General features: G+C 34.8%; 18 protein-coding genes. 9 read left to right on the top strand and 9 right to left on the bottom strand.

The window, feature by feature from the left end; translation table 11 throughout:
- Positions 1-91: 91 nt before the first annotated feature.
- The 4 genes from KW502_RS01525 to KW502_RS01510 all read left to right on the top strand — a co-directional run bounded on the left by KW502_RS01525 (position 92) and on the right by KW502_RS01510 (position 7057).
- On the top strand, positions 92-2860 hold the full coding sequence (locus KW502_RS01525) for a TonB-dependent receptor (protein WP_219038761.1): 2769 nt from the start codon (positions 92-94) through the stop codon (positions 2858-2860).
- A 137-nt stretch (positions 2861-2997) separates the two neighbouring features.
- Entirely contained in the window at positions 2998-4131 is a 1134-nt protein-coding gene (locus KW502_RS01520) for a beta-helix domain-containing protein (RefSeq protein WP_219038760.1), read from the top strand.
- Positions 4132-4270: 139 nt separating this feature from the next.
- Positions 4271-5995, top strand: coding sequence for a T9SS type A sorting domain-containing protein (locus KW502_RS01515; protein ID WP_219038759.1), 1725 nt, complete (start codon positions 4271-4273; stop codon positions 5993-5995).
- Between the two features lie 81 nt (positions 5996-6076).
- Positions 6077-7057: a LuxE/PaaK family acyltransferase gene (locus tag KW502_RS01510; RefSeq protein ID WP_219038758.1), complete on the top strand. Its 981-nt coding sequence runs from the start codon at positions 6077-6079 to the stop codon at positions 7055-7057.
- 167 nt (positions 7058-7224) lie between these two features.
- Here KW502_RS01510 and tyrS read toward each other — a convergent pair whose 3' ends face one another.
- Complete coding sequence (gene tyrS, locus KW502_RS01505; protein WP_219038757.1) at positions 7225-8520, bottom strand: tyrosine--tRNA ligase; 1296 nt, start codon at positions 8518-8520, stop codon at positions 7225-7227.
- 265 nt (positions 8521-8785) lie between these two features.
- Between tyrS and KW502_RS01500 the strand changes: the two genes are divergently transcribed.
- Positions 8786-9796: an SDR family oxidoreductase gene (locus tag KW502_RS01500; RefSeq protein WP_219038756.1), complete on the top strand. Its 1011-nt coding sequence runs from the start codon at positions 8786-8788 to the stop codon at positions 9794-9796.
- Between the two features lie 9 nt (positions 9797-9805).
- Here KW502_RS01500 and KW502_RS01495 read toward each other — a convergent pair whose 3' ends face one another.
- From KW502_RS01495 to KW502_RS01485, 3 genes are read right to left on the bottom strand one after another with little or no spacing between them, the layout of a single operon-like run.
- On the bottom strand, positions 9806-10255 hold the full coding sequence (locus tag KW502_RS01495; protein WP_219038755.1) for a DUF4296 domain-containing protein: 450 nt from the start codon (positions 10253-10255) through the stop codon (positions 9806-9808).
- Complete coding sequence (locus KW502_RS01490) at positions 10252-11595, bottom strand: dihydroorotase (RefSeq protein ID WP_219038754.1); 1344 nt, start codon at positions 11593-11595, stop codon at positions 10252-10254. Before KW502_RS01490 ends, KW502_RS01495 begins: the two co-directional genes overlap by 4 nt.
- Complete coding sequence (locus KW502_RS01485; protein ID WP_219038753.1) at positions 11592-12320, bottom strand: polyprenol monophosphomannose synthase; 729 nt, start codon at positions 12318-12320, stop codon at positions 11592-11594. The genes KW502_RS01490 and KW502_RS01485 overlap by 4 nt, the downstream gene beginning before the upstream one ends.
- A gap of 140 nt (positions 12321-12460) precedes the next feature.
- On the opposite strand from KW502_RS01485, the gene KW502_RS15570 reads away from it, so the two are divergent.
- Positions 12461-13078: a DUF4271 domain-containing protein gene (locus KW502_RS15570; protein ID WP_369412503.1), complete on the top strand. Its 618-nt coding sequence runs from the start codon at positions 12461-12463 to the stop codon at positions 13076-13078.
- Positions 13079-13101: 23 nt separating this feature from the next.
- A complete protein-coding gene (locus KW502_RS01475) occupies positions 13102-13848 on the top strand; it encodes a uroporphyrinogen-III synthase (protein WP_219038751.1) in 747 nt (248 codons plus the stop codon).
- A gap of 60 nt (positions 13849-13908) precedes the next feature.
- Here KW502_RS01475 and pckA read toward each other — a convergent pair whose 3' ends face one another.
- Positions 13909-15507, bottom strand: coding sequence for a phosphoenolpyruvate carboxykinase (ATP) (gene pckA / locus KW502_RS01470; protein WP_219038750.1), 1599 nt, complete (start codon positions 15505-15507; stop codon positions 13909-13911).
- Between the two features lie 72 nt (positions 15508-15579).
- Positions 15580-15969: a DUF423 domain-containing protein gene (locus tag KW502_RS01465; protein ID WP_219038749.1), complete on the bottom strand. Its 390-nt coding sequence runs from the start codon at positions 15967-15969 to the stop codon at positions 15580-15582.
- A gap of 51 nt (positions 15970-16020) precedes the next feature.
- Here KW502_RS01465 and KW502_RS01460 point away from each other — a divergent pair, with 51 nt between their 5' ends.
- A complete protein-coding gene (locus KW502_RS01460; protein ID WP_369412502.1) occupies positions 16021-17412 on the top strand; it encodes a saccharopine dehydrogenase family protein in 1392 nt (463 codons plus the stop codon).
- 425 nt (positions 17413-17837) lie between these two features.
- Here KW502_RS01460 and KW502_RS01455 read toward each other — a convergent pair whose 3' ends face one another.
- The 3 genes from KW502_RS01455 to KW502_RS01445 all read right to left on the bottom strand — a co-directional run bounded on the left by KW502_RS01455 (position 17838) and on the right by KW502_RS01445 (position 23356).
- On the bottom strand, positions 17838-18533 hold the full coding sequence (locus KW502_RS01455; protein ID WP_219038747.1) for a zinc metallopeptidase: 696 nt from the start codon (positions 18531-18533) through the stop codon (positions 17838-17840).
- A gap of 514 nt (positions 18534-19047) precedes the next feature.
- Positions 19048-20148, bottom strand: coding sequence for an alanine dehydrogenase (gene ald / locus KW502_RS01450; protein WP_219038746.1), 1101 nt, complete (start codon positions 20146-20148; stop codon positions 19048-19050).
- A gap of 103 nt (positions 20149-20251) precedes the next feature.
- Complete coding sequence (locus tag KW502_RS01445) at positions 20252-23356, bottom strand: leucine--tRNA ligase (protein ID WP_219038745.1); 3105 nt, start codon at positions 23354-23356, stop codon at positions 20252-20254.
- A gap of 141 nt (positions 23357-23497) precedes the next feature.
- On the opposite strand from KW502_RS01445, the gene KW502_RS01440 reads away from it, so the two are divergent.
- The gene (locus tag KW502_RS01440) at positions 23498-24376 is read left to right on the top strand and encodes a cell division protein FtsX (RefSeq protein WP_219038744.1); all 879 of its coding nucleotides are present in this window, start codon (positions 23498-23500) and stop codon (positions 24374-24376) included.
- The last annotated feature ends 29 nt before the right edge of the window (positions 24377-24405 follow it).

Raw genomic sequence — 24405 nt, 5'->3', positions numbered from 1 at the left:
TTCGTAACAGTAAAACCATAGATTCTTAACAAACCAATAACATTTATCATACACGGCTTAACTTCCTTTGCACCGAAAAGAAAACGATCACATGAAAACAATTATCAACACACTAATTTGCCTTGTATCAGCATTTTCGTTTGCACAAGGTACAGGTTCAATTGCCGGTCTTCTCAACGATAAAGAAACCGGAAACCAGCCCCTACCATTTGCTAACGTCACCATTAAAGGTACAGGAAAAGGTACCACTACAGACTTTGACGGACTTTACCAAATTGAAAATATTGAACCTGGAAGTTATACTGTTGTCTTTAGTTTTGTGGGTTATGAAACCTTAGAAGTACCCAATGTTAAAGTTGTAGCCAATAAAGTTACGACCATAAACTCTGGTTTAGGAGCAAGTGCAGCCGCTTTAGACGAAGTTCTTATTCAAGTAGTAAACAGTAGAGAAAAAGAATCTGCCTTACTTCTTGAGCAAAAAAAAGCGGTTGAAATGAAACAATCTATAGGAACTCAAGAACTTGCTCGAAAAGGAGTTTCTGATGCTTCCACCGCAGTCACCAAAACTACAGGGATCTCAAAAGAGGAAGGCTCTAGTAATATTTACGTTCGTGGTCTAGGCGATCGCTATAATTCTACTATGTTTAACGGCTTACCTATTCCCTCTAACAACTCTTTAAATAAGAATATAGATCTAGGTATTTTTTCTACAGATATTATCGAAGCTATCGATATTGATAAAACCTACGTCACTAGAAATTACGGAGATTTTGGCGGTGCAAGTATAAATATTGCTGGAAAAGACTATAAAGGACCTGGTTTTTTTGAAGTTAATATCGGTACTGGTGTGAATACGAATGCTATTGGCGTTGATAAATTTAAACAACAAGACGGACCTAATTTTACAGGGTTTTATGACAAAAACCCACCAGCCAATGCCTTGTCTGGATACAATTTTGATACTAGTTGGGAATTAAAAGATAGAGACCCAATCAATACAAGTTTAGGGTTTACTGGAGGTAAAAGTTTCGATCTAGGTACAGAAAGTAGAATAAGTCTTTTTGGGCATGCTTCATTTGGAAACGATTTTACTTACAAAGAAGGAATTGCAAGAGGTGGTATTTCTACTCAAGGGGTAGCAAGAAAGAATTTTGATTACGAATCTTATGACTATACCACAGGGAGTACATTTATGCTAAATTCTACTTATAAAATTAACAATGATCACAACATCAAGTACAACGGTTTTTATATAAACTCTACCAATCAAGCGCACGAAGAATACTACGGAACTATAGATGTATTTGATGAAGCTGCTAATGGGGGTGGTATCGTAAGAAGATCAACTTTTAAAAGAACTCAGTTACTAGTTAATCAATTATTAGGTGAACATAAGATAAAAGAAAATTTAAGCATTGACTGGGGAGCAACTTACAATTCTATGATTAGCTCTATTCCAGACCGCATGCAAAACACACTTAGACCAATAGATGACGATGGAGACCTAAGTATCAAAACCTTATCCGAACTCTCTGATGCAAATAATCATAGGTTTTATCAAGAGTTAACTGAAGATGAAATTGCGGGTAGGTTAAGTGCTACTTTTCAATTTGCGAAAAAAGAAAATGATTATAAAGGAAAAATAACTGCAGGATATAATATAAGGACTAAAGATGTTGCTTTTGAAGCAACCCAATATAACTTTTCTTTAAAAACATACAACAATCCTAACGATTACCCAATCGTAGACTTTAATAACTTGGATGAATTTTTTACACAATCCTCATATGATCAGAGTTTATTTCAAATAAAAACTTTATTTGGCGGATCTACAGAAAAACCAGAAACATATGATGGAGATTTATTTATAAACGCAGGTTATATTAATCTTCAATATAACTTTGGAAAATTAATTTTAAATACTGGTGTAAGAGTAGAGAATATTGAACAAAATATTGAATGGATAACTGCTATTGCTCCAGTTGGTGGTGAAAGCACTTTAAAAGAAACTCAGGTACTACCTAGCTTATCTTTAAAATATGAATTAAATAAAAAACAAAATTTAAAATTTGCCGCGAGTAAAACCTATACGTTACCACAATTTATAGAAAGAGCTCCGTTTCAATATGTAGATATAACTAATACATATTTTGGTAATCCAGATTTATATTCATCTACCAATTATAATGCAGATTTAAAATGGGAATTTTTTCCAAAATCTGGTGAGCTCATTTCTTTTGGAATTTTTGGAAAAATTATTGAAAATCCAATTAATGAAACCACTATCGCTTCTGCCACTAACGATATCTCTTGGGTAAATTCTGGCGATCAAGCAAAAGGTGTAGGTGCAGAACTTGAAGTAAGAAAAGATATCTTTTCATTAAAATCTGAAAATGATAATTTAGAAGAAAAATTAAGTTTTGGAACCAATATCTCTTATTTAAATACAAAACAAGATTTTGATGCAGAGAAAGTAAGAAAAGAAACAAACTACAGCGTACAATTTACAGAAGAAAATGGTCCACTAACAGGAGCTTCTGACTGGTTAGTTAATGGAGATATTAGCTATAGCAAAGAATTTTCACAAAGTATGGACATTATGGCTACCGCAGCAGTAAATTATTTCTCCGACAGATTATATGCTATAGGAAACAACCAAAGAGGAGGTTTAGAAGATAAAGGTTTTGTGACATTAGATTTAATTATCAAATCTAATTTAACCAAAAACTTTGGAATAGGTATTTCTGCTAAAAACTTACTTAACCCCACTGTTGAACAATTACAACAAACTCAAAATGTTTTAACAAGATCTTTCAACAAAGGAAGAACCCTCAGCTTTTCAGCTAGTTATAAGTTTTAAATATTTAGAATTAAGCCAATGTTAAGAACCTCCTTAAAAAAGGAGGTTTTTTTAATATACACTTAATGTTTACATAAACTCTAATACAAAGTTGTATCGTTCTTTTGCATCAAACAATCAAATTAAACACTAAAACAATGAAAAAATTCTTTCTTTCGGTTTTTGCTTTATCTGCACTATTTGTAACCTCATGTTCAGATGATGATGACAACACAAACAACGATGGTGACGAAGTAACTATCGACCCTTCAGATTTTCAATTAACATTAAATGATGGTGACGAGGCTGAGTTAGATGCTTCAAAAACATACCAATTAACTGGACCTGTTGTGGTTCAAAGTGGTGCTTCACTTACAATTCCTGCAGGTACTAAAATTTCTGCTAGCGGAGGAACTAGCGCATATATTGCTGTTGCTCAAGGAGGTAAAATTTTTATTGAAGGAGAAGCTAACAACCCAGTTGTTATGACATCTGCAAACGAGACACCAGCTCCTGGAGATTGGGGTGGTCTTGTAGTTTGTGGTAAAGCACCAACCAACAAAGGTGGTGATGGTGGACAAACTGCAACTGCTGAGGTTTCTAATTTAACTTACGGCGGTTCTGAAGTTAGCGATAATTCTGGTTCTATTAAATACTTAAGATTAGAATATACTGGAGCTGAGTTTAATGGAGATAAGCAATTTAATGGACTTTCTTTATTTGGAGTAGGTAATGGTACAACTGTAGATTACGTTCAATCTTATATGGGTAAAGATGATGGTGTAGAATTTTTTGGAGGTACTGTAGAAGGTAATCATTTAGTTTCTATAGGAAGTGGAGATGATTCTATCGATTTTGCTGACGGATGGAACGGATCAGGAAACTACTGGTACATCAAAGGCGGTACTAAAGCAGGTATTGAAGGGTCTAATAATGGTGATAATGGCGCTGCCACACCTATGACAGACGCAACAATTTCTAACGTATCTATCGTTGGAGGTGGCTCTGAAGGAGGTTTCTTCATTAAAGAAGGAGGCGGAAAATGGGCTATATCAAATGTATACATCAATGGTTACGAAAAAGGAATCTACATCAAACCTGCAACAGATGATCCAGAAGCAAACAGCCAAGTAGCTGCTGGAGAAATTACTTTCACAAACATTCAGTTTGATGAAGTAGATAATGTAACAGATTATGCTGGAGACACTTCTTTCATTACTGAAGGAACTTCTACAGGTGCTGGTAACGGTGCTGATATGCCAAGCTGGGCTGCAGGATGGACTATAGATTAACTAGTAATTAATACTATAAAAAGGCCTGTGCTAAAATGCACAGGCCTTTTTTATTTATGCTTCAAGAAATTAAAGATTCGGTAACATTTAAAAATTAAACAAATGCTTATATTTGTGATTCAATAAAACACTTTTTATTATGAAGAAAATTACTTTATTATTTGCCCTTATGATTTCACTTATTTCATTTGGACAAACACCAATTATTACCATGATAGCTGATGGAGACTGTTCTGGAGGAAACCCAAAAGTAGTAGAAATTTATGCTGATGGTGCTGTAGATTTTTCATTATATTCTATAGAAAAACAATCTAACGGAGGTAGCTGGGGCACAACGACAAGCCTTTCCTCATTTGGAACTGTTACAGATGATTTCATATATGTGTATAGTGATAGTAGCTCTCCTGAACTCTTCCCTTCTGAATATCCTTCTGCATCTAACGTTTTAAATGATGGTGTTGTAAATGTTAATGGTGATGACGGAATTAGAATTATCTTAGACAGTGACTCCTCTGTAATAGATCAATACGGTGTAGATGCTGTAGATGGTACTGGAGAATTTTGGGAATACAAAGATGGGTATGCAAAAAGAAATACTGGAACCACTGCAAACGGATCTTTTAATCAAGGAGATTGGACTTTCTATAACTTAGCTTTAGATGGACAAGGTAGCTGTCAAGGCGGTAATACCTTCGAATCTATTATAGGAATTGCTAGTTTTACACCAGGCACCGTTTCTTGCCCTTTAACTCTTTCTATAACAGATGTTACCTGTGACAATGTAACCTCAGGAACTGACACCTATACGGTAACCGGTACTTTTCAAGGTGGAGGTACAGAAACTTACAATTTCGTTATAAATGAAGGAACTATCACAAGTACAGATGACCCTGATACAATGGCGAGTGGAAACATTGTAGTTACAGGAATACCAGAAGGTACAGATTTCACATATACAATTACTAGTACGAGTTGTAGTATTACTAACACGATTACTTCTCCTGAATGTGAGCCTTCTACAAATGTTAGCTCTATTGCAGATTTAAGAGCAGGTACTATTGGTGAAACCTACACATTAACTAGCGAAGCTGTCCTTACTTACCAACAAAGTAACAGAAATCAAAAATATATTGAAGATGCTACAGCTGCTATTTTAATTGATGATAGTGAAGGTAATATTACCACAACTTACAGCATTGGTGATGGTATCACAGGAGTAACTGGTGAATTAAGTTCTTATAATGGAGTACTTCAATTTGTTCCTGAAACAGATCCTGGTGCAGCAACCTCTACTGGCCTTACTGTTTCTCCACAAATAGTAACTATTGCAGAATTTACTAATAACTACGCAGATTACGAATCTGAAATGATTGCTTTTGAAAACGTAAGCTTTACTGATGCTGATGGTACTGTGACATTTGCTACCGCTTCAAACTATATGCTTTCAAACGGAACTGATCAAATTACTATGAGAACTAACTTCTGGGATGCAGATTATATAGATGAAGTAATTCCAACAAACACATTAAATGTAGTAGGTATTGCTGCGCAATTTGATAACGGAACTGATCCTGTAACTCCGCAAATTTTCGCGACAGATGTAAACGCTACTTTAGCAGCAGATAAGTTTACAACTTCTCAATTTTCACTTTACCCTAACCCAGCTTCAAATGGTTTTGTTTCAATTCAAACAAAAACTACAGGAGCGGTAAACGTAGAGGTTTATAATTTATTAGGTAAAAGAGTATTAGCCGCTAAAAACATTAACAGTCAATTAAATGTTTCTGCTTTAACTACAGGAGTATATTTAGTAAAAGTTTCTCAAGATGGAGTTTCTGCTACTAAAAAATTAATTGTAAAATAAGCTTAACTTTTTATAATATTGAAAGCGCCCTACTCGGGCGCTTTTTTATTTTCTTATTTTTGCTGAAATTTTTAAATTCAAATGAAATTAGAAGAACAAATTTTCGGCATTAAAAATGAAGCAGATTTTGTAAACACAAGTCTTCAGGTTTTTCAATTTCAATACCAAAACAATGAGGTATATCAAAAGTTCTGTAAGCTTTTAAATATTCAACCTCAACACGTAAAAACACTTCAAGACATTCCGTTTTTACCCATAGATTTTTTTAAAAATCATCAAATTCTATCTTCTTCAAAAAATATAGAAGAAACCTTTACCAGCAGTGGCACCACCGGTAACTTAACAAGCAAACATTTAGTCACCAACCTTAACCTCTATGAGAAAAGCTTTATCAAAGCTTTTGAGGGGTTTTATGGCGCAATAGAAGAGTATGTCACCTTAGCACTACTTCCTGCTTATTTAGAGCGTAAAGGCTCTTCATTAATTTACATGGCGAACCATTTTATTCATAAAAGTAAACACCCAGAAAGTGGTTTTTATTTAGATGAATTAGAAGAACTAGCCACATTACTCAAAAAATTAGAGCAAGAAGGGAAAAAGGTGTTGCTTATTGGGGTTTCTTTTGCTTTGCTAGATTTAGTAGAACGAGAACAGTTTCAATTAAAAAACACCATTGTTATGGAAACTGGCGGAATGAAAGGCAGACGCAAAGAAATGATTAGAACAGAACTTCATGAAATTTTAAAAGAAGGTTTTGGCGTAGACCAAATTCATTCGGAATATGGAATGACAGAATTACTCTCACAAGCCTATTCTAAAGGTGAAGGCGTTTTTAATTGCCCAAACACCATGAAGCTTCTTATAAGAGATACAGAAGATGCTTTAAGTTATGTAGCCGAAGGTAAAACTGGCGGTATTAATGTAATAGATCTCGCTAATTTAAATTCTTGCTCATTTATTGCGACGCAAGATTTAGGAAAAAAAATTGGAGAAAATAGCTATGAAATCTTGGGAAGGTTTGATCATAGTGATGTTAGAGGCTGTAACTTAATGGTGCTCTAATTTGAAAATTGTTATTCTTATGTTAAGATGAAGTTTTTCTGTAATTAGTAAAGCTTTGCTTCGTCTTATTATATGCTAAGATGAAAGTTTTTTCATAATAGATTGGTTAGTTATTTAGAAAGCCCGGTGTGATTACCGGGCTTTTGCTTTTCTATAATTTTAAATAACTAAACCGCTTTAATAATATAGGTGTTTTTCTTCCCTTTATTAATAATTACATATTTATCATTAATTAAATCTGCTGTGGTTATGGTAAAGTCTTCTTTTACCTTTTCTTTATTTACAGAAACCGAGTTTGCTTTTAACGCTCTTCTCGCCTCACCGTTACTGGGTAAAAAATTAGTTTCTGCAGCAAGCGCAGCAATCATATCTAAGCCAGCTTCAATTTTAGCTGTTGCAACTTCTGCTTGTGGCACGCCGTCGAAAACATCTAAAAAAGTTTTTTCATCAAGACCTTTTAAATCTTCTGCAGTACTTTTTCCAAATAACACATGAGAAGCTTTAATAGCATTTTCTAAATCTTCTTTAGAATGTACCATTTCTGTAATTTCTTCAGCCAAACGTTTTTGTAAAACACGCGTATGTGGAGCTTCTTGATGTTGTTTGACCAAACCTTCTACTTCTTCTTTTTCTAAGAAAGTGAAAATTTTAATAAACTTTTCGGCATCTTCATCGCTGGTATTAATCCAATACTGGTAAAACTTATAAGGTGAAGTTCGCTCTGGATCTAACCAAATATTCCCTCCTTCAGATTTTCCGAATTTAGTACCATCTGCTTTTGTTATTAAAGGAGAAGTTAGCGCATAGCCTTTTCCGCTAGCTATTCTTCTTATTAACTCTGTACCCGTCGTAATGTTTCCCCATTGGTCACTACCTCCCATTTCAAGTGTACAATTTTTTGTCTTATATAGATGAAGAAAATCATAACCTTGTAACAGTTGGTAAGTAAATTCTGTAAAACTCATGCCTTCACTAGATTCTGAAGAAAGGCGTTTTTTAACCGAATCTTTAGCCATCATGTAATTTACAGTAATGTGCTTCCCTACATGCCTCACAAATTCTAAAAATGAAAATTCTTTCATCCAGTCGTAATTGTTTACTAACACAGCACCGTTTTCTTCTGTACCAGAAAAATCTAGAAACTTAGAAAGTTGCTTTTTAACCCCTGCTTGGTTTTTTCTTAAATTTTCTTCATCTAGTAAGTTTCGCTCTTGTGATTTTCCGCTTGGGTCACCAATCATACCAGTAGCTCCACCAATAAGCGCGTAAGGTTTATGTCCGCATCTTTGAAAATGCGCTAACACCATAATTGGCACTAAACTACCTATATGTAAAGAATCAGAAGTAGGATCAAAGCCTATATAAGCAGAACGCATTTCTTCTTGCAAATGCTCTTCGGTTCCTGGCATTACATCGTGTAACATTCCTCTCCACGTTAATTCTTCAACAAAATTTTTAGACATTATTTTAGGTCTTTAATATTATTTTTCAATTTAAAATACAATTGTTTGCCACTAAAATTTTAGCACTTACAATTATAACTAAGATTTACAAAGATAGGAGAAACTCAAAATTTTCCTATTTACAAGAGCCTGAAACTCGCTAAAATAATTTTTCAGCTTTTTAAGTCACTTTTTCCTTCTATAAAATTTCATTTTTTAAGAATGAAGAAGAAGATATCTTAGTAAAACAAAGTAAAAAACTTAAACAGTTTCTTATCTTTACCTTATGATTTTAGTTACAGGTGCTACCGGTTTAGTGGGTTCTCATTTATTAGCAGATTTACTGCTGCAAGAAAGCCAAATTAGAGCTTTATATAGAACTAAAAGTAAAATTAAAGCCACAAAAGAAATTATAAAATTTAGGTTAGGAAATGAAGCTGAAACCCTATTAAAAAAAATTGAATGGGTGCAAGCTGATATTACCAAAGTACCCGAATTAGAAGATGCTTTTGAAGGAATTAAGTTTGTTTATCATTGCGCAGGGTATATTTCTTACAACCCTAAACACTACCAATTACTTCGGAAAATAAATATTGAAGGTACCGCCAATGTGGTAAATCTATCGCTCTATAAAAACATTAAAAAGTTTTGCCATGTAAGTTCTATTGCGGCATTAGGAAGTGAACTTGGCGGTAAGAAAATCACCGAAAATTCACCTAGAAATAATGAAGCAGAGCACAACAACTATTCTATCTCTAAGTACGGAGCCGAAATGGAAGTTTGGCGCGCTAGCCAAGAAGGCTTACCTGTAGTGATGGTAAATCCTGGCGTTATTATTGGTGCCGGAAATTTTAACACAGGTAGCGGTATACTTTTTAGTAAAATAAATAACAAACTTTCGTTTTACCCGCCATTAGTGACAGGCTTTGTCGCGGTAGAAGATGTTACGAGGGCCATGGTGCTATTAACCTACAGTTCTATTGTAAATGAACAATATACATTGGTGGCAGAAAGTTGCTCTTTTAAGCAGGTTTTAGAAAATATTGCAGAAGAACTTGACCGACCAGTTCCTGATAAAGAGCTAAAACCTTGGATGGTTTTTATAGGCTGGCTATTTCAATACGTAGGAAGAAAACTGTTCAACACGCATCAAGAAATTGCTAAAAACGCTATTAAAGGAGCTTTTAGCAAATCTTATTATGATCATTCTAAAATTAAAAAAGAGTTGGATTTTAAATTTACTCCAATTAAAAAAAGTATTTCAAAAACTGCTCACTATTTTAAACTTACGCACTAAAAATCAGGATTAGTTTATCGTATCTAATATTCTTCCCTCTTTTAGTCTTACTTTTCTTACTTCATCATTTATTTTTTGCAATTCTTTGTTGGTATCTTTTTCTACCTCAATGAGCGAATCGTAAATATTTTTTTGATGTTCTAATCGTTCTTGAACTCGATCATAAATACGTTCATTTAATTTAAAGTTTTCGGCGTAATAAGCTGTACTTTTTGCAAACTGTAAACTATCTACACTGTATTTTTTAAATATTAAATCTTTGGTAGTAACTTCTCTTTTTTCAAATTCTATAGTAGAGTACCCTTCTGCTGCATCTAAACGTAAAAGATCTGTGAGTACATTGACCATTTGATCTTCTGGAATTAAATTTTCGGGCTGATTTGCATTTTCTACGCTTTGGCAAGAAAATAAAAAGCCAATCGTTAAAATAAATATACTATTTAGAAAAAACTTTTTCATGACCTATCAAAAGTTAGTCGTTCTGCATTTCTCACTCCCAGAACTTTAAAGTTCTTATACACTAATTTACCATTCACAAACGTATGTGTGATTCTAGATCTAAAGGTGGTTTTTTCAAAAGGAGACCAACCACATTTATATAAAATATTATCACTTTGTACCGTCCAAGGGGCATTTAGATCTACTAAAACTAAATCTGCTTTATAGCCTTCTTTAATATAACCTCGCTTTTCAATTTCAAAAAGAATAGCAGGATTATGACACATTTTCTCTACTATTTTTTCTAAAGAGATTTTACCTTTATGATAAAACTCTAACATAGCTGGTAACGCATGTTGTACTAAAGGCCCGCCACTAGGTGCTTTAGTGTACACATTATTTTTTTCTTCTTTAGTATGTGGAGCGTGGTCTGTCGCGATCACATCTAATTTATCATCTAACAATGCTTTAAAAAGTGCTTCTTGATCTTTCTTCGTTTTTACTGCAGGGTTCCATTTAATATGGGTTCCTTTCTCGTTGTATTGTTCGTTGTTAAACCATAAGTGATGAATACAAACTTCTGCAGTAATCTTTTTATCTTTTAAAGGCTTTTTATTGCTAAAAAGGGCTAGTTCTTTTGCGGTAGAAAGATGAAATACATGAAGTCTAGCGCCAGTCTTTTTTGCTAAAGCTACCGCTCTTGAAGAAGAGATGTAACAAGCCTCTTCACTTCTAATCTCTGGATGATAAATGATAGGAATATCATCTCCAAATTCTTCTTTATACTTGGCTAGGTTATCTTTTATAGTTTGCTCATCTTCACAATGCGCCGCAATTAACAAGGGGGAATGTTTAAAAATTTGCTCTAAAACTTTTTCATCATCGACAAGCATATTTCCGGTAGAAGAGCCTAAAAACAACTTTAAAGCTGCTGTAGTTTTAGGGTTAACCTTTTTAATTTCCTCTAAATTATCGTTAGTACCGCCAAACATAAAAGAATAATTAGCATAAGCCTTTTCAGCTGCGATAGCGAATTTTTCTTCTAACTTTTCTATTGTAGTGGTTTGAGGTATTGTATTTGGCATTTCTATAAAAGAAGTAATTCCACCTGCAATAGCTGCTTTAGAACCGTGTTCTATATCTTCTTTATGCGTTAAACCAGGTTCTCTAAAATGAACTTGATCATCGATTACACCAGGAAGCAAATACTTGCCTTCTGCATCATATACTTGAACATCTTGAGACTTTGCACTAATGCTATCTGCAACCTCAACGATGATATCATTTTCGATATACACATCACCTTCAAATACTTTACCTTCATTAACAATATTAGCATTCTTAATTAAAATCTTTTTCATATCTCTTTGCCAAATAAACTTTTAATTTTCATTTTAATCACCCCAAAAACGGCTTCAGAAATAATATTACCGCTTAATTTTGATTCTCCTTTTGTACGATTCGTAAAAATAACAGGAACTTCTACAATTTTAAAATTTCTTAAGTAGGCTTTAAACTTCATTTCTATTTGAAACGCGTAGCCTATAAACTGTATGTTATCTAAATTAATAGCTTCTAAAACTTCTCTTTGGTAACACACAAAACCCGCGGTAGTATCTTGAATGTTCATTCTCGTAATTAATTTCACATATTTTGAAGCAAAATAAGACATCAAAACCCTATTCATGGGCCAATTAACAACATTTACTCCAGTTAAATATCGTGATCCAATAGCCACAGCTGCTTCTTGCTTTACACAAGCACTATAAAGCCTAATCAAATCATTAGGATTATGTGAAAAATCTGCATCCATTTCAAAAATATACGCATAATCTCTGGCTAATGCCCATTTAAAACCATGAATATAAGCAGTACCCAAACCTGATTTTTGGGTTCGAATTTCAAGAAATAACTGTGTTGAAAATTCTGCTTGAAGTTCTTTAACTTTTTCTGCCGTTTGATCGGGAGAATTATCATCTACCACAAGCACATCAAAAGACGCCCTTTGGGAAAAAACATTACGTAAAATACGTTCAATATTTTCAATTTCGTTATAAGTAGGTATAATTACGAGCCGCCTCGACATGGGTGCAATTTTTGAGCAAATGTAATTATTTTTAAACTCTCCTATTTCTAATTTTTTAGCTATTTAATTTTAAATTTGTCAAAAAAAATAATTTGGAAGCGATAACGCGTTCTTTTTCTTCTAATGACTGGGTAAGCATAGTGCTATTTACAATTTTGCTATTACTCACCTTTTCTAAAATATACTTCACAGAAGACTTTCGAGACTTTTTTAGAATTTTTATCTCTAATAAGTATTTCACCTCTCATAAAAGAACCATATCTGTGTTTAATCTATTCAGTTTTATTTTATTTATAGGGCATAGTCTAGTTATTTCTCTTGCTATTTTTTATTTTTTAAAACTAACACCTAATACTACTATTACTAAAAATTCTTATTTATTATATATCCAAATTTTAGTGGGTTACAACATTTTAATTGGGGTGAAATATTTAATTGAAAAAATTATAGGAGAGGTTTTCACGATACATCGAATTTTAGATAATTACATTTTTTATAAAATCACTTATAAAAATTTGCTGTCTTTCTTAATGTTACCCTTTTTAATTATGTTAATATATAAATGGCAAAATTCTATGATTTTTGCTTATATCATCTTCGCTATATGGGGCATAGCTAATATTTTAATACTGTTAAAGTATTATTCAAAACAGCAAAAGCTGGTTTTAGGTAATTGGTTTTATTTTATTTTGTACCTTTGCACTCTTGAAATCGCACCTTATTTCATTTTGTATAAAGTGTTTACGAGTGCACAATGATTTCGATCTAAAAACACAGCGCTATGAAAGTTAAAACTATTTTAATTTCTCAACCAGAACCTAAGGTAGAGAATAGTCCTTATTCCGATTTAGAACAAAAACAAAAAGTAAAGATCGATTTTATTCCATTTATTCACGTAGACGGAGTACCTTCTAAAGAAGTTAGACAGCAAAAGATCGATTTATCTAACTTCACCGCCATTATACTTACCAGTAGAAATGCAGTAGATCATTTCTTTAGAATTGCAGAAGAAATGCGTTTTAAGGTTCCTGATTCTTTAAAATACTTCTGCCAAAGCGAAGCTGTCGCCTATTATTTACAGAAATACGTGGTGTATCGAAAGCGTAAAATTTATGTAGGTAAAAGAACCTTTCCTGAGTTAATGCCTTTGGTTAAAAAGTATAAAAATGAAAAATTTTTACTTCCTTCTTCAGACATGTTAAAACCTGCTGTCCCAAAACAGTTAGATAAAATTGGTATTACTTGGAAGCGAGGAGTTTTCTACAGAACTGTAGTTAGCGATTTATCTCATTTAGAAAAAGTTTTCTATGATGTAGTTGTTTTCTTTAGCCCCAGTGGCATTAAATCTTTATTTGAAAACTTTCCAGACTTTGAGCAAAAGAATACCAGAATTGCTGTTTTTGGTAATTCTACCATCAAAGCCGCAAAAGAACACGGATTAACTGTAGACATTAAAGCACCAACACCAGAAACACCTTCTATGACTATGGCCTTAGAAAAATACATTAAAGAGCATAATAAGAAATAATACTTTAAAAAAAGGGCATTTAAAAATGCCCTTTTTTTATTTATAATTATTGAAAATCACCTAAACGACGGGGCCTCCTTTTAAAATTTCATCATTAGCGTTATCTTCATATTTTTTAAAGTTATCATTAAAGAAAGAGGCTAATAAATGAGCTTTCTTATGGTAAGCTTCTTCATTCTCCCAAGTTGATTTTGGATTTAATACCTCTTTAGGTACTTGTGGACATTCTTTGGGCATTTCGAGACCAAATACAGGGTGGGTATGGTAGCCTACTTCATTTAAATCGCCTTTCATCGCTGCAGTAATCATTGCTCGTGTATATGTTAACTTCATTCTAGAACCCGTACCATAAGGACCGCCAGTCCAACCTGTATTTACTAACCAAACATTTACCCCAGATGCTTTCATTTTTGAACTCAGCATTTCTGCATACTTCGTGGGATGTAATGGCATAAAAGGAGCACCAAAGCAAGCCGAAAAGCTAGGGACTGGCTCTGTAATTCCTTCTTCTGTTCCTGCTACTTTTGCCGTGTAACCACTTATAAAATGATAAGCTGCTTGCCCTGGGTTAAGTTTACTGATAGGAGGCAAAACGCCAAATGCATCTGCCGTTAAGAAAAAAATATTTTTAGTGTTTTCGCCTACAGATGGAATTTGAATATGATCGATATGATCTATAGGATAGCTTACACGAGTGTTTTGAGTAATAGAAACATTTTTAAAGTCTACCTTACCTTGTTCATTCACAATTACATTTTCGAGGATGGCGCCAGGTTTTATAGCCTTATAAATAGCTGGTTCTATTTCTTCTGAGAGGTTAATTACTTTAGCATAACAACCGCCTTCAAAATTAAAAACCTTATTATCTGGTGTCCAGCCGTGCTCATCATCACCAATAAGTTTACGGTTAGGGTCTGCAGATAAAGTTGTTTTTCCTGTTCCTGAAAGACCAAAGAAAATTGAGGTATCTCCCTCTTCTCCAACATTGGCAGAACAGTGCATGGGTAAAACATTTTTCGCTACGGGAAGTATAAAGTTTAATGCTGAAAAGATTCCTTTTTTAATTTCCCCAGTATATCCGGTACCGCCTATTAAAGCGATTCTTTTGCTAAAGTTTAAAATGGCAAAATTATGCTGACGAGTTCCATCTTTATCTGGATTAGCATGAAAGCCTGGAGCATTAACGATGAGCCAATCTTCTTGAAAATTCTCTAGCTCCTCTTCTTCTGGACGTAAAAACATGTTGTAAGCAAACATGTTACTCCATGGAAATTCATTAATCACACGAATATTTAATCGATAATCTTGATCTGCACAGGCATAAGCATCACGCACATACAATTCTTTTTCAGCTAAATAAGTAATCATTTTATGATAAAGTGCATCAAACTTATCTTCAGCAAAAGGAATATTTATATTCCCCCACCAAACTTTATCTTTAGTTACGTTATCTTTTACAATAAAACGATCTTGTGGTGATCTACCGGTAAATTCTCCAGTGTTCACAGCTAAAGCTCCAGAATCTGTTTCAACCCCCATATTTTTATTGATGGAAATTTGATGTAATTCTTGTGGAGACAATTGATAATGAACAGCTGCTTTTTTAATTCCGTACTTAGATAACGAAAACGATTTCGAAACTAGGCTATTTGAAGGCATATATAAATAATTTGTTGTGTTTGTCTAACAAAAATAGAAATAAAATCTATAATCCCTAACAACTTCAAAGGTTTATTTATTTCTCATTTTCAACAAGTTAAACAACAAAACTAACCACGACAAGATTAAAAGAACACCCCCAAGTGGAGTCAAAATTGCAATACTTTTAAAAGAAACCCCTGTTATACTAGAGGTCGTTAGTAAATAAATAGAACCTGAAAACAAAACTACCCCTGTTAAAATTGAATAAAATGAAATATTCTTAGTTTTATTTGAAAAAATCGAAGTATTCGCAATTATGAGCGCTAAAAGTGCATGATAAAATTGATATCGTATTCCTGTCTCATAACTATTTAGCTCTTCAAGCGTTAAATAATGCTTTAATCCGTGAGCCCCAAATGCACCTAAAATTACAGCTAAAACTCCAAGTACAACTCCTAATATTAATAACTTTCTCTGCATCTATAATTTTTTTTAATGGTATTTTATTTAGTACTTTGATAGAACCACAAAATTAACCAAGTAAACTTAAACATGCGAAATATATTATTAATAGGTGCAGGAAAATCTACCGCTTCACTTATCAAGTACCTTACAGACAAGTCTAAGGAAGAAAAAATTAAAATTATTATTGCAGATCTTTCGTTAGAAAATGCTAAAAGTTTTGCAGGAAAGCATGCACATACTCAAGCCATTCAGCTTGACATTTTTAACACTGAAGAGCGCCAAAAAGCCATTCAAGATGCCGACATTGTGATTTCGATGCTTCCCGCTCGATTTCATATTGAGGTGGCTAAAGATTGTGTAAAATTCAATAAAAACTTGGTCACCGCTTCTTATGTGAGTGACGAAATGCAAGCTCTTGACGAAGAGGTGAAGCAAAAAGGACTCACCTTTATGAACGAAATCGGTGTAGATCCTGGGATCGATCATATGAGTGCCATGCAAGTGATTGACCGTATTCGAGCAAAAGGCGGAAAAATGCTCTTGTTTGAATCGTTTACTGGCGGTCTTGTCGCACCAGAAAGCGACACCAACCTTTGGAATTACAAATTCACTTGGAATCCTAGAAACGTAGTCGTTGCTGGCCAAGGAGGAGCTGCTGTATTTATGCAAGAAGGCCAGTACAAATACATTCCTTATCACCGATTGTTTAGAAGAACAGAATTTTTAAAAGTTGAAAACTATGGAAAGTTTGAAGGTCTTGCTAATCGTGATTCTTTAAAATATAGAAGTATATACGGATTAGAAAATATAAAAACACTTTACAGAGGAACATTACGCCGTGTTGGTTTTAGCAAAGCTTGGAATATGTTTGTACAATTAGGAATGACCGATGACACCTACACGTTAGAAGATTCAGAAAATATGAGTTACCGAGATTTCGTCAATTCTTTTCTACCGTATTCTCCAACCGATTCTGTAGAATTAAAAACGCGCTACAACCTTAAAATAGATCAGGATGATGTAATGTGGGAAAAATTATTAGAACTCGATATTTTTAACCGAAATAAAAAAATTGGAATTAAAAATGCCACGCCTGCCCAAGCACTTCAAAAAATATTAGAAGAAAAATGGACGCTAGCTGTCGATGATAAAGATATGATTGTGATGTACCATAAATTTGGTTATGAACTTGATGGTAAAACCAATCAAATAGATTCAACAATGGCGCTAATTGGTGAAGATCAAACCTATACCGCTATGGCAAAAACCGTTGGTTTACCCGTGGCCATTGCGACCCTAAAAATTTTAAATAAAGAAATTACCACAACAGGAGTTTTGCGACCAATCACTAAAGAAATTTACGAACCTATTTTAAAAGAGCTTTCCGAAAACGGAATTGTCTTTAAAGAAAAAGAGCGTAAATATCTTGGTTATAATGAAGATAATGTAGTAGGGTAAACTAAAACTCAAGAAAGCCGTTTTAAAAATTTCTTTCCAAACGGCTTTCTTATTACATAGATCAATTTAATGTACTCAACAAGGATTTGGGCATACAAAACAATCGTATCTTTATCGCTTTTCATAAAAAACTTTATAGCATATTCTTAGCTAACCCACACTGCCTCCATACTCAATCCACACAGAAACCACACTTTGCCATAAAAACAGTGGTCTTACTATAGAGGTATTGTAAAGTGAGCTTACCTTAAACTTAGGATAAACAAACCTTTATTGATAGGCCTATAACTATGTATACCCCAAGAGAGTTATCCTTTTTATAAAATGAATTGGAGTTATTCCAGACGTTATCTTTCAGACAAATAAAAATGCTTCTCATTTTTTATGAAAAGCATTTTATATAAATCAAGTTCTTTAAAATAAATTTAATCCCTACTTCCTAAAAATATTCCAACGAAGTAAAGTAGCGTCGCTAAAGAACCTACTGCCGCAACCACATAAGTTCTCGCTGCCCATTTTAAAGCATCTTTAGAACCTTCATATTCTTGCGGAGTCACAATGTTTTCTGCTTTTAACCAGGCCAAAGCACGGTTACTCGCATCGTATTCTACGGGTAAAGTGATAAAACTAAACAAAGTTCCCATTCCGAAAAGAATAATTCCTGCCAATAAAACCATTTGCCCGACTCCAAAAGAAACCGCTGCCATTAAAATAATTCCGCCCATAATTACAAACTGACTAAAACGAGAAGCCACACTGACCACTGGCACCAATGTGCTTCGCATCTTTAACCAACCATAAGCTTTTGCGTGTTGTACTGCGTGACCACATTCGTGTGCAGCGACAGCTGCCGCTGCGGCATTACGCTGATTGTAGACGCTTTCGCTTAAATTTACCGTTTTCTTTTGTGGGTTGTAATGATCTGTTAATTGCCCAGGCGTAGAAATTACTTTTACGTCGTAAATTCCATTATCCTCTAACATTTTACGAGCTATTTCAGCTCCACTCATTCCATTTTGTAAATGAACCTTTGAGTATTCTTTAAATTTCGATTTCAGCTTATGGCTCACATACCAACTCATCAGCATAATAAGTCCGATAAGCACATAATATCCCATCATAATTTTTTCTTTTTCAGTTTTAACAATAAGAAATCAAAAATCTAGCCAATTTAAATAAGTGACGTTTTGTCTTCTTGGGCATATCCCTTCGGGTCGGGCTGTACGCTATATCTTTTTTATGCTGCTTACTACATAAGCAACCTAAAAAAGGATGCCGCTTCCATCCCTTATGCAAAAAAACTAGTGTTCATTTTAAAATTTTAACTTAACTCAGATAAAACCCTTCCGACTTATTTCACTATCGCTCCATAAGCCACCTTCCCTTGAAAGGGAAGGAAGTTTATAATGATTTAAATAAAGTAAGATGAGATTCTGGATGAAGTCCGGAATGATGCAAATACTTATTATTGTTGAGAAAAATCAATAACCTATATAAAAAGTTCCCCTCCTTTTAAAGGAGGAGTGCCCGATAGGCTGGGGAGGTTTTGCGTTAGGGATAGCAATGAAAATCCCGCAGTCGCGCGTTAGCGAGACGAGGAATTGAAATGAATAGCCCGACCCGCAGGGAAACGCCCTAATTACAAACTTCTTCCCAGCCAAAAGCTTCGGCAATGGGTTGATAAACCACTTTTCCGTGTATTAGGTTAAGTCCTTTATGTAAAGCTTCGTCTTCTTGACAGGCTTTCTCCCAACCTTTTTCTGCCAGTTGAATCACATAAGGCAGCGTGACATTGGTTAATGCAACCGTAGACGTATGCGGAACAGCGCCCGGCATATTGGCCACGCAATAATGAACTACCTCATCGATAATATACACAGGATCTTGGTGAGTAGTAGCTTTTGTCGTTTCTATACAACCGCCTTGATCTACGGCCACATCTACAATCACGGTACCCGGATCCATATCTTTAAGCATATCTCTGGTGATAAGTTTAGGCGCTTTGGCTCCGGGAATTAAAACACCACCAATTATTAAATCGTGGGTTTTTATATGTTTTCGAATATTGTATTCATTGGAAAATTCGGTGACGACATGGCTGGGCATAATATCGTTCACGTAACGCAGTCGATCCATATTAATATCTAGAATGGTGACGTGCGCGCCTAAACCGGCTGCCATTTTTGCGGCTTGAATGCCCACCACTCCGGCACCTAAGACCAATACTTTACCCGGAGAAACTCCCGGAACGCCACCCAATAATAAGCCTTTTCCTTTGACGGGTTTCTCAAGATATTTTGCGCCTTGCTGAATAGACATTCTTCCCGCAACTTCAGACATTGGAGTTAACAGCGGCAATCTACCGTTAGCATCTTGCACGGTTTCGTAGGCAATGCAAACCGATTTACTATCGAGCATCGCTTGGGTAAGTTCTTGATCGGCGGCGAAATGAAAATAAGTAAACACCACTTGATCTTCTTTAATGAGACTGTATTCTTCAGGAATAGGTTCTTTTACTTTTACAATCATATCGCTTTCTGCGTAAACGGCATCGATAGAAGGTAAAATTTGCGCTCCTACGTGTTGATAATCTTCATCTGAAAATCCGCTAGCCACACCTGCGGTGGTTTGTACGTAAACTCTGTGATTTCGTTTGGTAAGTTCTAAAACTCCGGCAGGAGTCATCCCTACTCTACTTTCGTTGTTTTTAATTTCTTTAGGAACACCTACAATCATAACTGTTAGTTTTGGTTTCCTAAAAATAGAATTAAAATAAAGAATAAGGGTGTTCAACTTAAAAAAGTTTAAAACACCCTTACCAACCCCTGAAATTATAGGGTTATTTTACAATATTTATAATTTTACCAGGAACAATGATTACTTTTTTAGGGGTTGCTCCGTCTAATTGTTTTTTAGTACGTTCATCATTCATCACGATTTCTTCTAATTCATCTTTGGAAAGGTCTAGTGATAAATCCATGGTGAAACGCATTTTCCCGTTGAAAGAAACCGGATAAGTTTTAGAGCTTTCTTTTAAATGTTTTTCTTCAAATTTTGGGTAAGCGGCAAACGCAACGCTGCCTTCATTTCCTAACTTACTCCATAATTCTTCAGCAATATGTGGCGCGTAAGGCGAAATTAAAACGGCTAAAGGTTCTAGAATGGCTTTAGAAGTACATTTTTGTGAAGTCAATTCATTTACACAAATCATAAAGGTAGAAACAGAAGTATTAAAACTGAAGTTCTCAATATCTTCGATTACTTTTTTGATGGTTTTATGCAAGGTTTTTAACGAGTCTTTACTTGGTTCTGCATTGGTTACTGCAAACGCTTCGTCATTATGGTATAACTTCCATAGTTTTTTTAAGAAGTTGTGTACACCGGTGATTCCTGCTGTATTCCAAGGTTTGGCTTGCTCTAACGGACCCAAAAACATCTCATACATCCGCAAGGTATCGGCGCCATAATCTACACAAATATCATCTGGATTGACGACGTTACCCCATCTTTTAGACATCTTCTCAACCTCTCTTAAAGACAGAAATTTTTGATCTTCACTTGTTATTGGTTGGCCATTTATATCCAAATATATTGCATCTTTTAGCTCTACATCTCCTGAGTTTTTCAATTTTTGAATATTTAACTCATCCGTAACTCCTACTAAAAATTCTAAATTTATTCTTGGATTGCTATATCCAGTATATTGAGCGTATACAGATTCTTCATCTATTTCAAGTTTTAATGAATTCTTAATGATATGTACAAATTCTTGAGTAATTGATTTTATAACATCCAAACTATTAAGACTGTCTTGTATAAACCTTGTTCCTTTTTTTAATAGGTCTGCTGATATAAAAACACTTTTAGAGTTTTCAACCAAATCAGCCTTAACTTCATAATAATCATCAGGCAAATCTTTTAGTCCATCTAAATTCGAAACTAATCTGAAAATTGCTCTTGGTGGAATTGAACTTTCTCCCAAAATCATTCCTTGGTTGATGAGCTTTTTAAAAGGTTCTTCTACGGGAGCAAAGCCACGATCTTTTAAAAATTTAGTCCAGAAACGTGCGTACAGTAAATGCCCGGTGGCGTGCTCGCTACCGCCAATATATAAATCTACATTTTGCCAATAGTTTAAAGCTTCCGGTGAAGCGAAAACCTCATCGCGTTTTTCATCTTCCATATAACGGAAGAAATACCAAGAGCTTCCTGCCCAACCCGGCATCGTATTCAATTCTAAAGGAAATACAGTTTTATCATCAATTAAGTCGTTGCTTACCACTTGGTTCTTTTGTGTATCCCAAGCCCAAACATCGGCACGACCTAATGGTGGTTCTCCTTCTTCGGTGGGTAGGTATTTTTCAACTTCTGGTAACTGAATAGGCAAATGAGCCGTATCGATCATTTTTGGCATTCCGTTTACGTAATAAACAGGGAAGGGTTCTCCCCAATAACGCTGACGGCTAAATACCGCATCACGTAGGCGATAATTGGTTTTCCCATTACCTTGACCCATTTTTTCCAATTCAACAACCGCTCGTTTTAAAGCTTTTTTATAAGAAAGATCGTTTAAGAAATCTGAATTTGCGATCACGGTTCCTTCTTTATCGGCGTGTGCAGCTTCCGTAATATCGACGTCTTTAAAAATGTTTTTAATTTTTGGCATCCCTGGTTTTCCTTCGAAATGTTTTGCAAAATCGAAATCACGCTGATCCCCACAAGGCACGGCCATTACCGCTCCGGTTCCGTAGCTTGCCAACACATAATCACCAATCCAAATTGGCACTGGTTCTTTGGTGAACGGATGCTCAGCATAAGCTCCGGTAAATACTCCTGAAATGGTTTTTACATCGGCCATTCGTTCTCGCTCGCTACGTTTGGCTGTTGCTTCAACATACGCTTCTACCGCTTCTTTTTGCACGGGAGTAGTAATTTCTGAAACCAGCTCGTGCTCTGGAGCTAGCGTCATAAATGTTACTCCGAAAATCGTATCAGGACGCGTAGTGAATACTTCAATTGTATCTTGATGATCGTTCACTTTAAAAGTTACCGACGCTCCTACCGATTTTCCGATCCAGTTGCGCTGACTTTCTTTTAGACTCTCAGTCCAATCGATATCATTTAACCCTTGGAGCAAACGTTCTGCATAAGCAGAAATTCGCATACTCCATTGTTTCATTTTTTTTCGAACTACCGGATAACCGCCACGTTCTGAAACGCCATTTACAATTTCATCATTAGCCAAAACAGTCCCTAATTGCGGACACCAGTTTACCTCGGTTTCCGCTAGGTAGGTTAATCTATATTTTAAAAGAATTTCTTCTTGTTCTTTTTCTGAAAATGCATTCCAGTCTTCCGTAGAAAATTCAGTTACATCCTCATCGCAAGCCGCGTTGATTTGGCTGTTCCCTTCCGTAGCAAAAATTGCTCTAAGTTCTGCAATTGGTCTAGCTTTGCCTTCTGCTACATCGTACCAACTTTCAAAAAGCTGAATGAAGATCCACTGCGTCCATTTGTAATAATTAGGATCGCTGGTACGCACTTCTCTGCTCCAATCAAACGAAAAGCCTATTTTATCGAGTTGATTACGGTAACCAGCAATTTTATTACCAGACTTATCAATTCCTCCTTGTATATTAACTTTGGTTGTGTCTGCCGGATGTTGACCTGTTTGAATGGCATATTGTTCTGCCGGTAATCCAAACGAATCGTAACCTTGCGGATGCAGCACATTAAAGCCTTGATGTCTTTTATAACGTGCATAAATATCACTAGCAATATACCCTAACGGATGCCCCACGTGTAAACCTGCTCCCGACGGATAAGGAAACATATCTAACACATAAAATTTTTCTTTATCGCTGTGGTTTGTCGCTTTAAAGGTTTGGTGTTCTGCCCAATGTTTTTGCCATTTGGCTTCGATCTCGTTAAAGTTGTAGCTCATTTTTATGATTTATCGTGTTTACGAATGCTGAATTATGAAAGACAAAAGTACCATTAATGTACGAAAATGAAAAGTTTAGACGTTTTAAAGACTAGCGTTTAATTTACTTTATTATTTTTACAAAAAACTTGTGCGGCATCTATGAGTTCATCTTTTGAAAAATACCAGAAAAGACGATTGATTTCGTCTTACTTTTCTGTAGTAATAAGCATCTCTTTGGTTCTATTTTTACTAGGCCTTTTAGGGATTTTAGTATTGAATACTAAAAAAGTTGCCGATCACTTTAAAGAGCAAATCGCACTTACCGTATTCTTAAAAGACACCGCTAAAGAAGTAGAAATTGATCAGCTTGAAAAAAGTTTAGCACTTGCAGATTATACCAAAAGCACTCGCTTTATCTCTAAAGAAGATGCTGCCCAACAACACAGCAAAGAGATTGGAGAAGATTTTATGGAATTTTTAGGCTATAATCCGCTACAAAATTCAATTGATGTATTTTTTAATGCCGATTATGTTTCTGAAACACAAATCGCTGAAATTTCTCGTGACCTTTCACAGAAAGATTTTGTAGACGATGTAGTGTATGACAAACCTTTAATTGCTTTATTAAATGATAATGTAAAACGAATTAGTTTCTGGATTTTAGTTATTAGCGGAATTTTCTTATTTATTGCAGTCTTATTAATCAATAGCTCGATACGCCTTTCTGTTTATGCCAAACGTTTTACCATTAAAACAATGCAAATGGTCGGAGCCACCAAAGGCTTTATACGCAGACCTTTTATATGGAAAAGTGTTCGCTTAGGAGTAATTGGCGCCATTATAGCCTTAGCAGGAATGGGCGGGGTACTTTATTATGTTAACCAAAGTTTTCCGCAACTTTATATCTTAGCCGATAGAAATTTATTAATTGGTTTATTTGCCGCTGTTTTTTTTATAGGAATAATTATTAGTTGGATAAGCACCTTCTTTGCTACTCAACGTTTCTTAAATCTACAAACAGACGAGCTATATTATTAAAATTTTACACTGAATTATAGTTCAGTTTT

The organism is Mesonia aestuariivivens, from assembly GCF_019311235.1.
GTDB lineage: Bacteria > Bacteroidota > Bacteroidia > Flavobacteriales > Flavobacteriaceae > Mesonia > Mesonia aestuariivivens.
This window is presented reverse-complemented; position numbering and strand designations above follow the sequence as displayed.

Coding starts and splice junctions, on each gene's coding strand:
- KW502_RS01525 (WP_219038761.1), top strand. CDS start 92: ATGAAAACAATTATCAACACACTAATTTGCCTTGTATCAGCATTTTCG.
- KW502_RS01520 (WP_219038760.1), top strand. CDS start 2,998: ATGAAAAAATTCTTTCTTTCGGTTTTTGCTTTATCTGCACTATTTGTA.
- KW502_RS01515 (WP_219038759.1), top strand. CDS start 4,271: ATGAAGAAAATTACTTTATTATTTGCCCTTATGATTTCACTTATTTCA.
- KW502_RS01510 (WP_219038758.1), top strand. CDS start 6,077: ATGAAATTAGAAGAACAAATTTTCGGCATTAAAAATGAAGCAGATTTT.
- tyrS (WP_219038757.1), bottom strand. CDS start 8,520: ATGTCTAAAAATTTTGTTGAAGAATTAACGTGGAGAGGAATGTTACAC.
- KW502_RS01500 (WP_219038756.1), top strand. CDS start 8,786: ATGATTTTAGTTACAGGTGCTACCGGTTTAGTGGGTTCTCATTTATTA.
- KW502_RS01495 (WP_219038755.1), bottom strand. CDS start 10,255: ATGAAAAAGTTTTTTCTAAATAGTATATTTATTTTAACGATTGGCTTT.
- KW502_RS01490 (WP_219038754.1), bottom strand. CDS start 11,595: ATGAAAAAGATTTTAATTAAGAATGCTAATATTGTTAATGAAGGTAAA.
- KW502_RS01485 (WP_219038753.1), bottom strand. CDS start 12,320: ATGTCGAGGCGGCTCGTAATTATACCTACTTATAACGAAATTGAAAAT.
- KW502_RS01475 (WP_219038751.1), top strand. CDS start 13,102: ATGAAAGTTAAAACTATTTTAATTTCTCAACCAGAACCTAAGGTAGAG.
- pckA (WP_219038750.1), bottom strand. CDS start 15,507: ATGCCTTCAAATAGCCTAGTTTCGAAATCGTTTTCGTTATCTAAGTAC.
- KW502_RS01465 (WP_219038749.1), bottom strand. CDS start 15,969: ATGCAGAGAAAGTTATTAATATTAGGAGTTGTACTTGGAGTTTTAGCT.
- KW502_RS01455 (WP_219038747.1), bottom strand. CDS start 18,533: ATGATGGGATATTATGTGCTTATCGGACTTATTATGCTGATGAGTTGG.
- ald (WP_219038746.1), bottom strand. CDS start 20,148: ATGATTGTAGGTGTTCCTAAAGAAATTAAAAACAACGAAAGTAGAGTA.
- KW502_RS01445 (WP_219038745.1), bottom strand. CDS start 23,356: ATGAGCTACAACTTTAACGAGATCGAAGCCAAATGGCAAAAACATTGG.
- KW502_RS01440 (WP_219038744.1), top strand. CDS start 23,498: ATGAGTTCATCTTTTGAAAAATACCAGAAAAGACGATTGATTTCGTCT.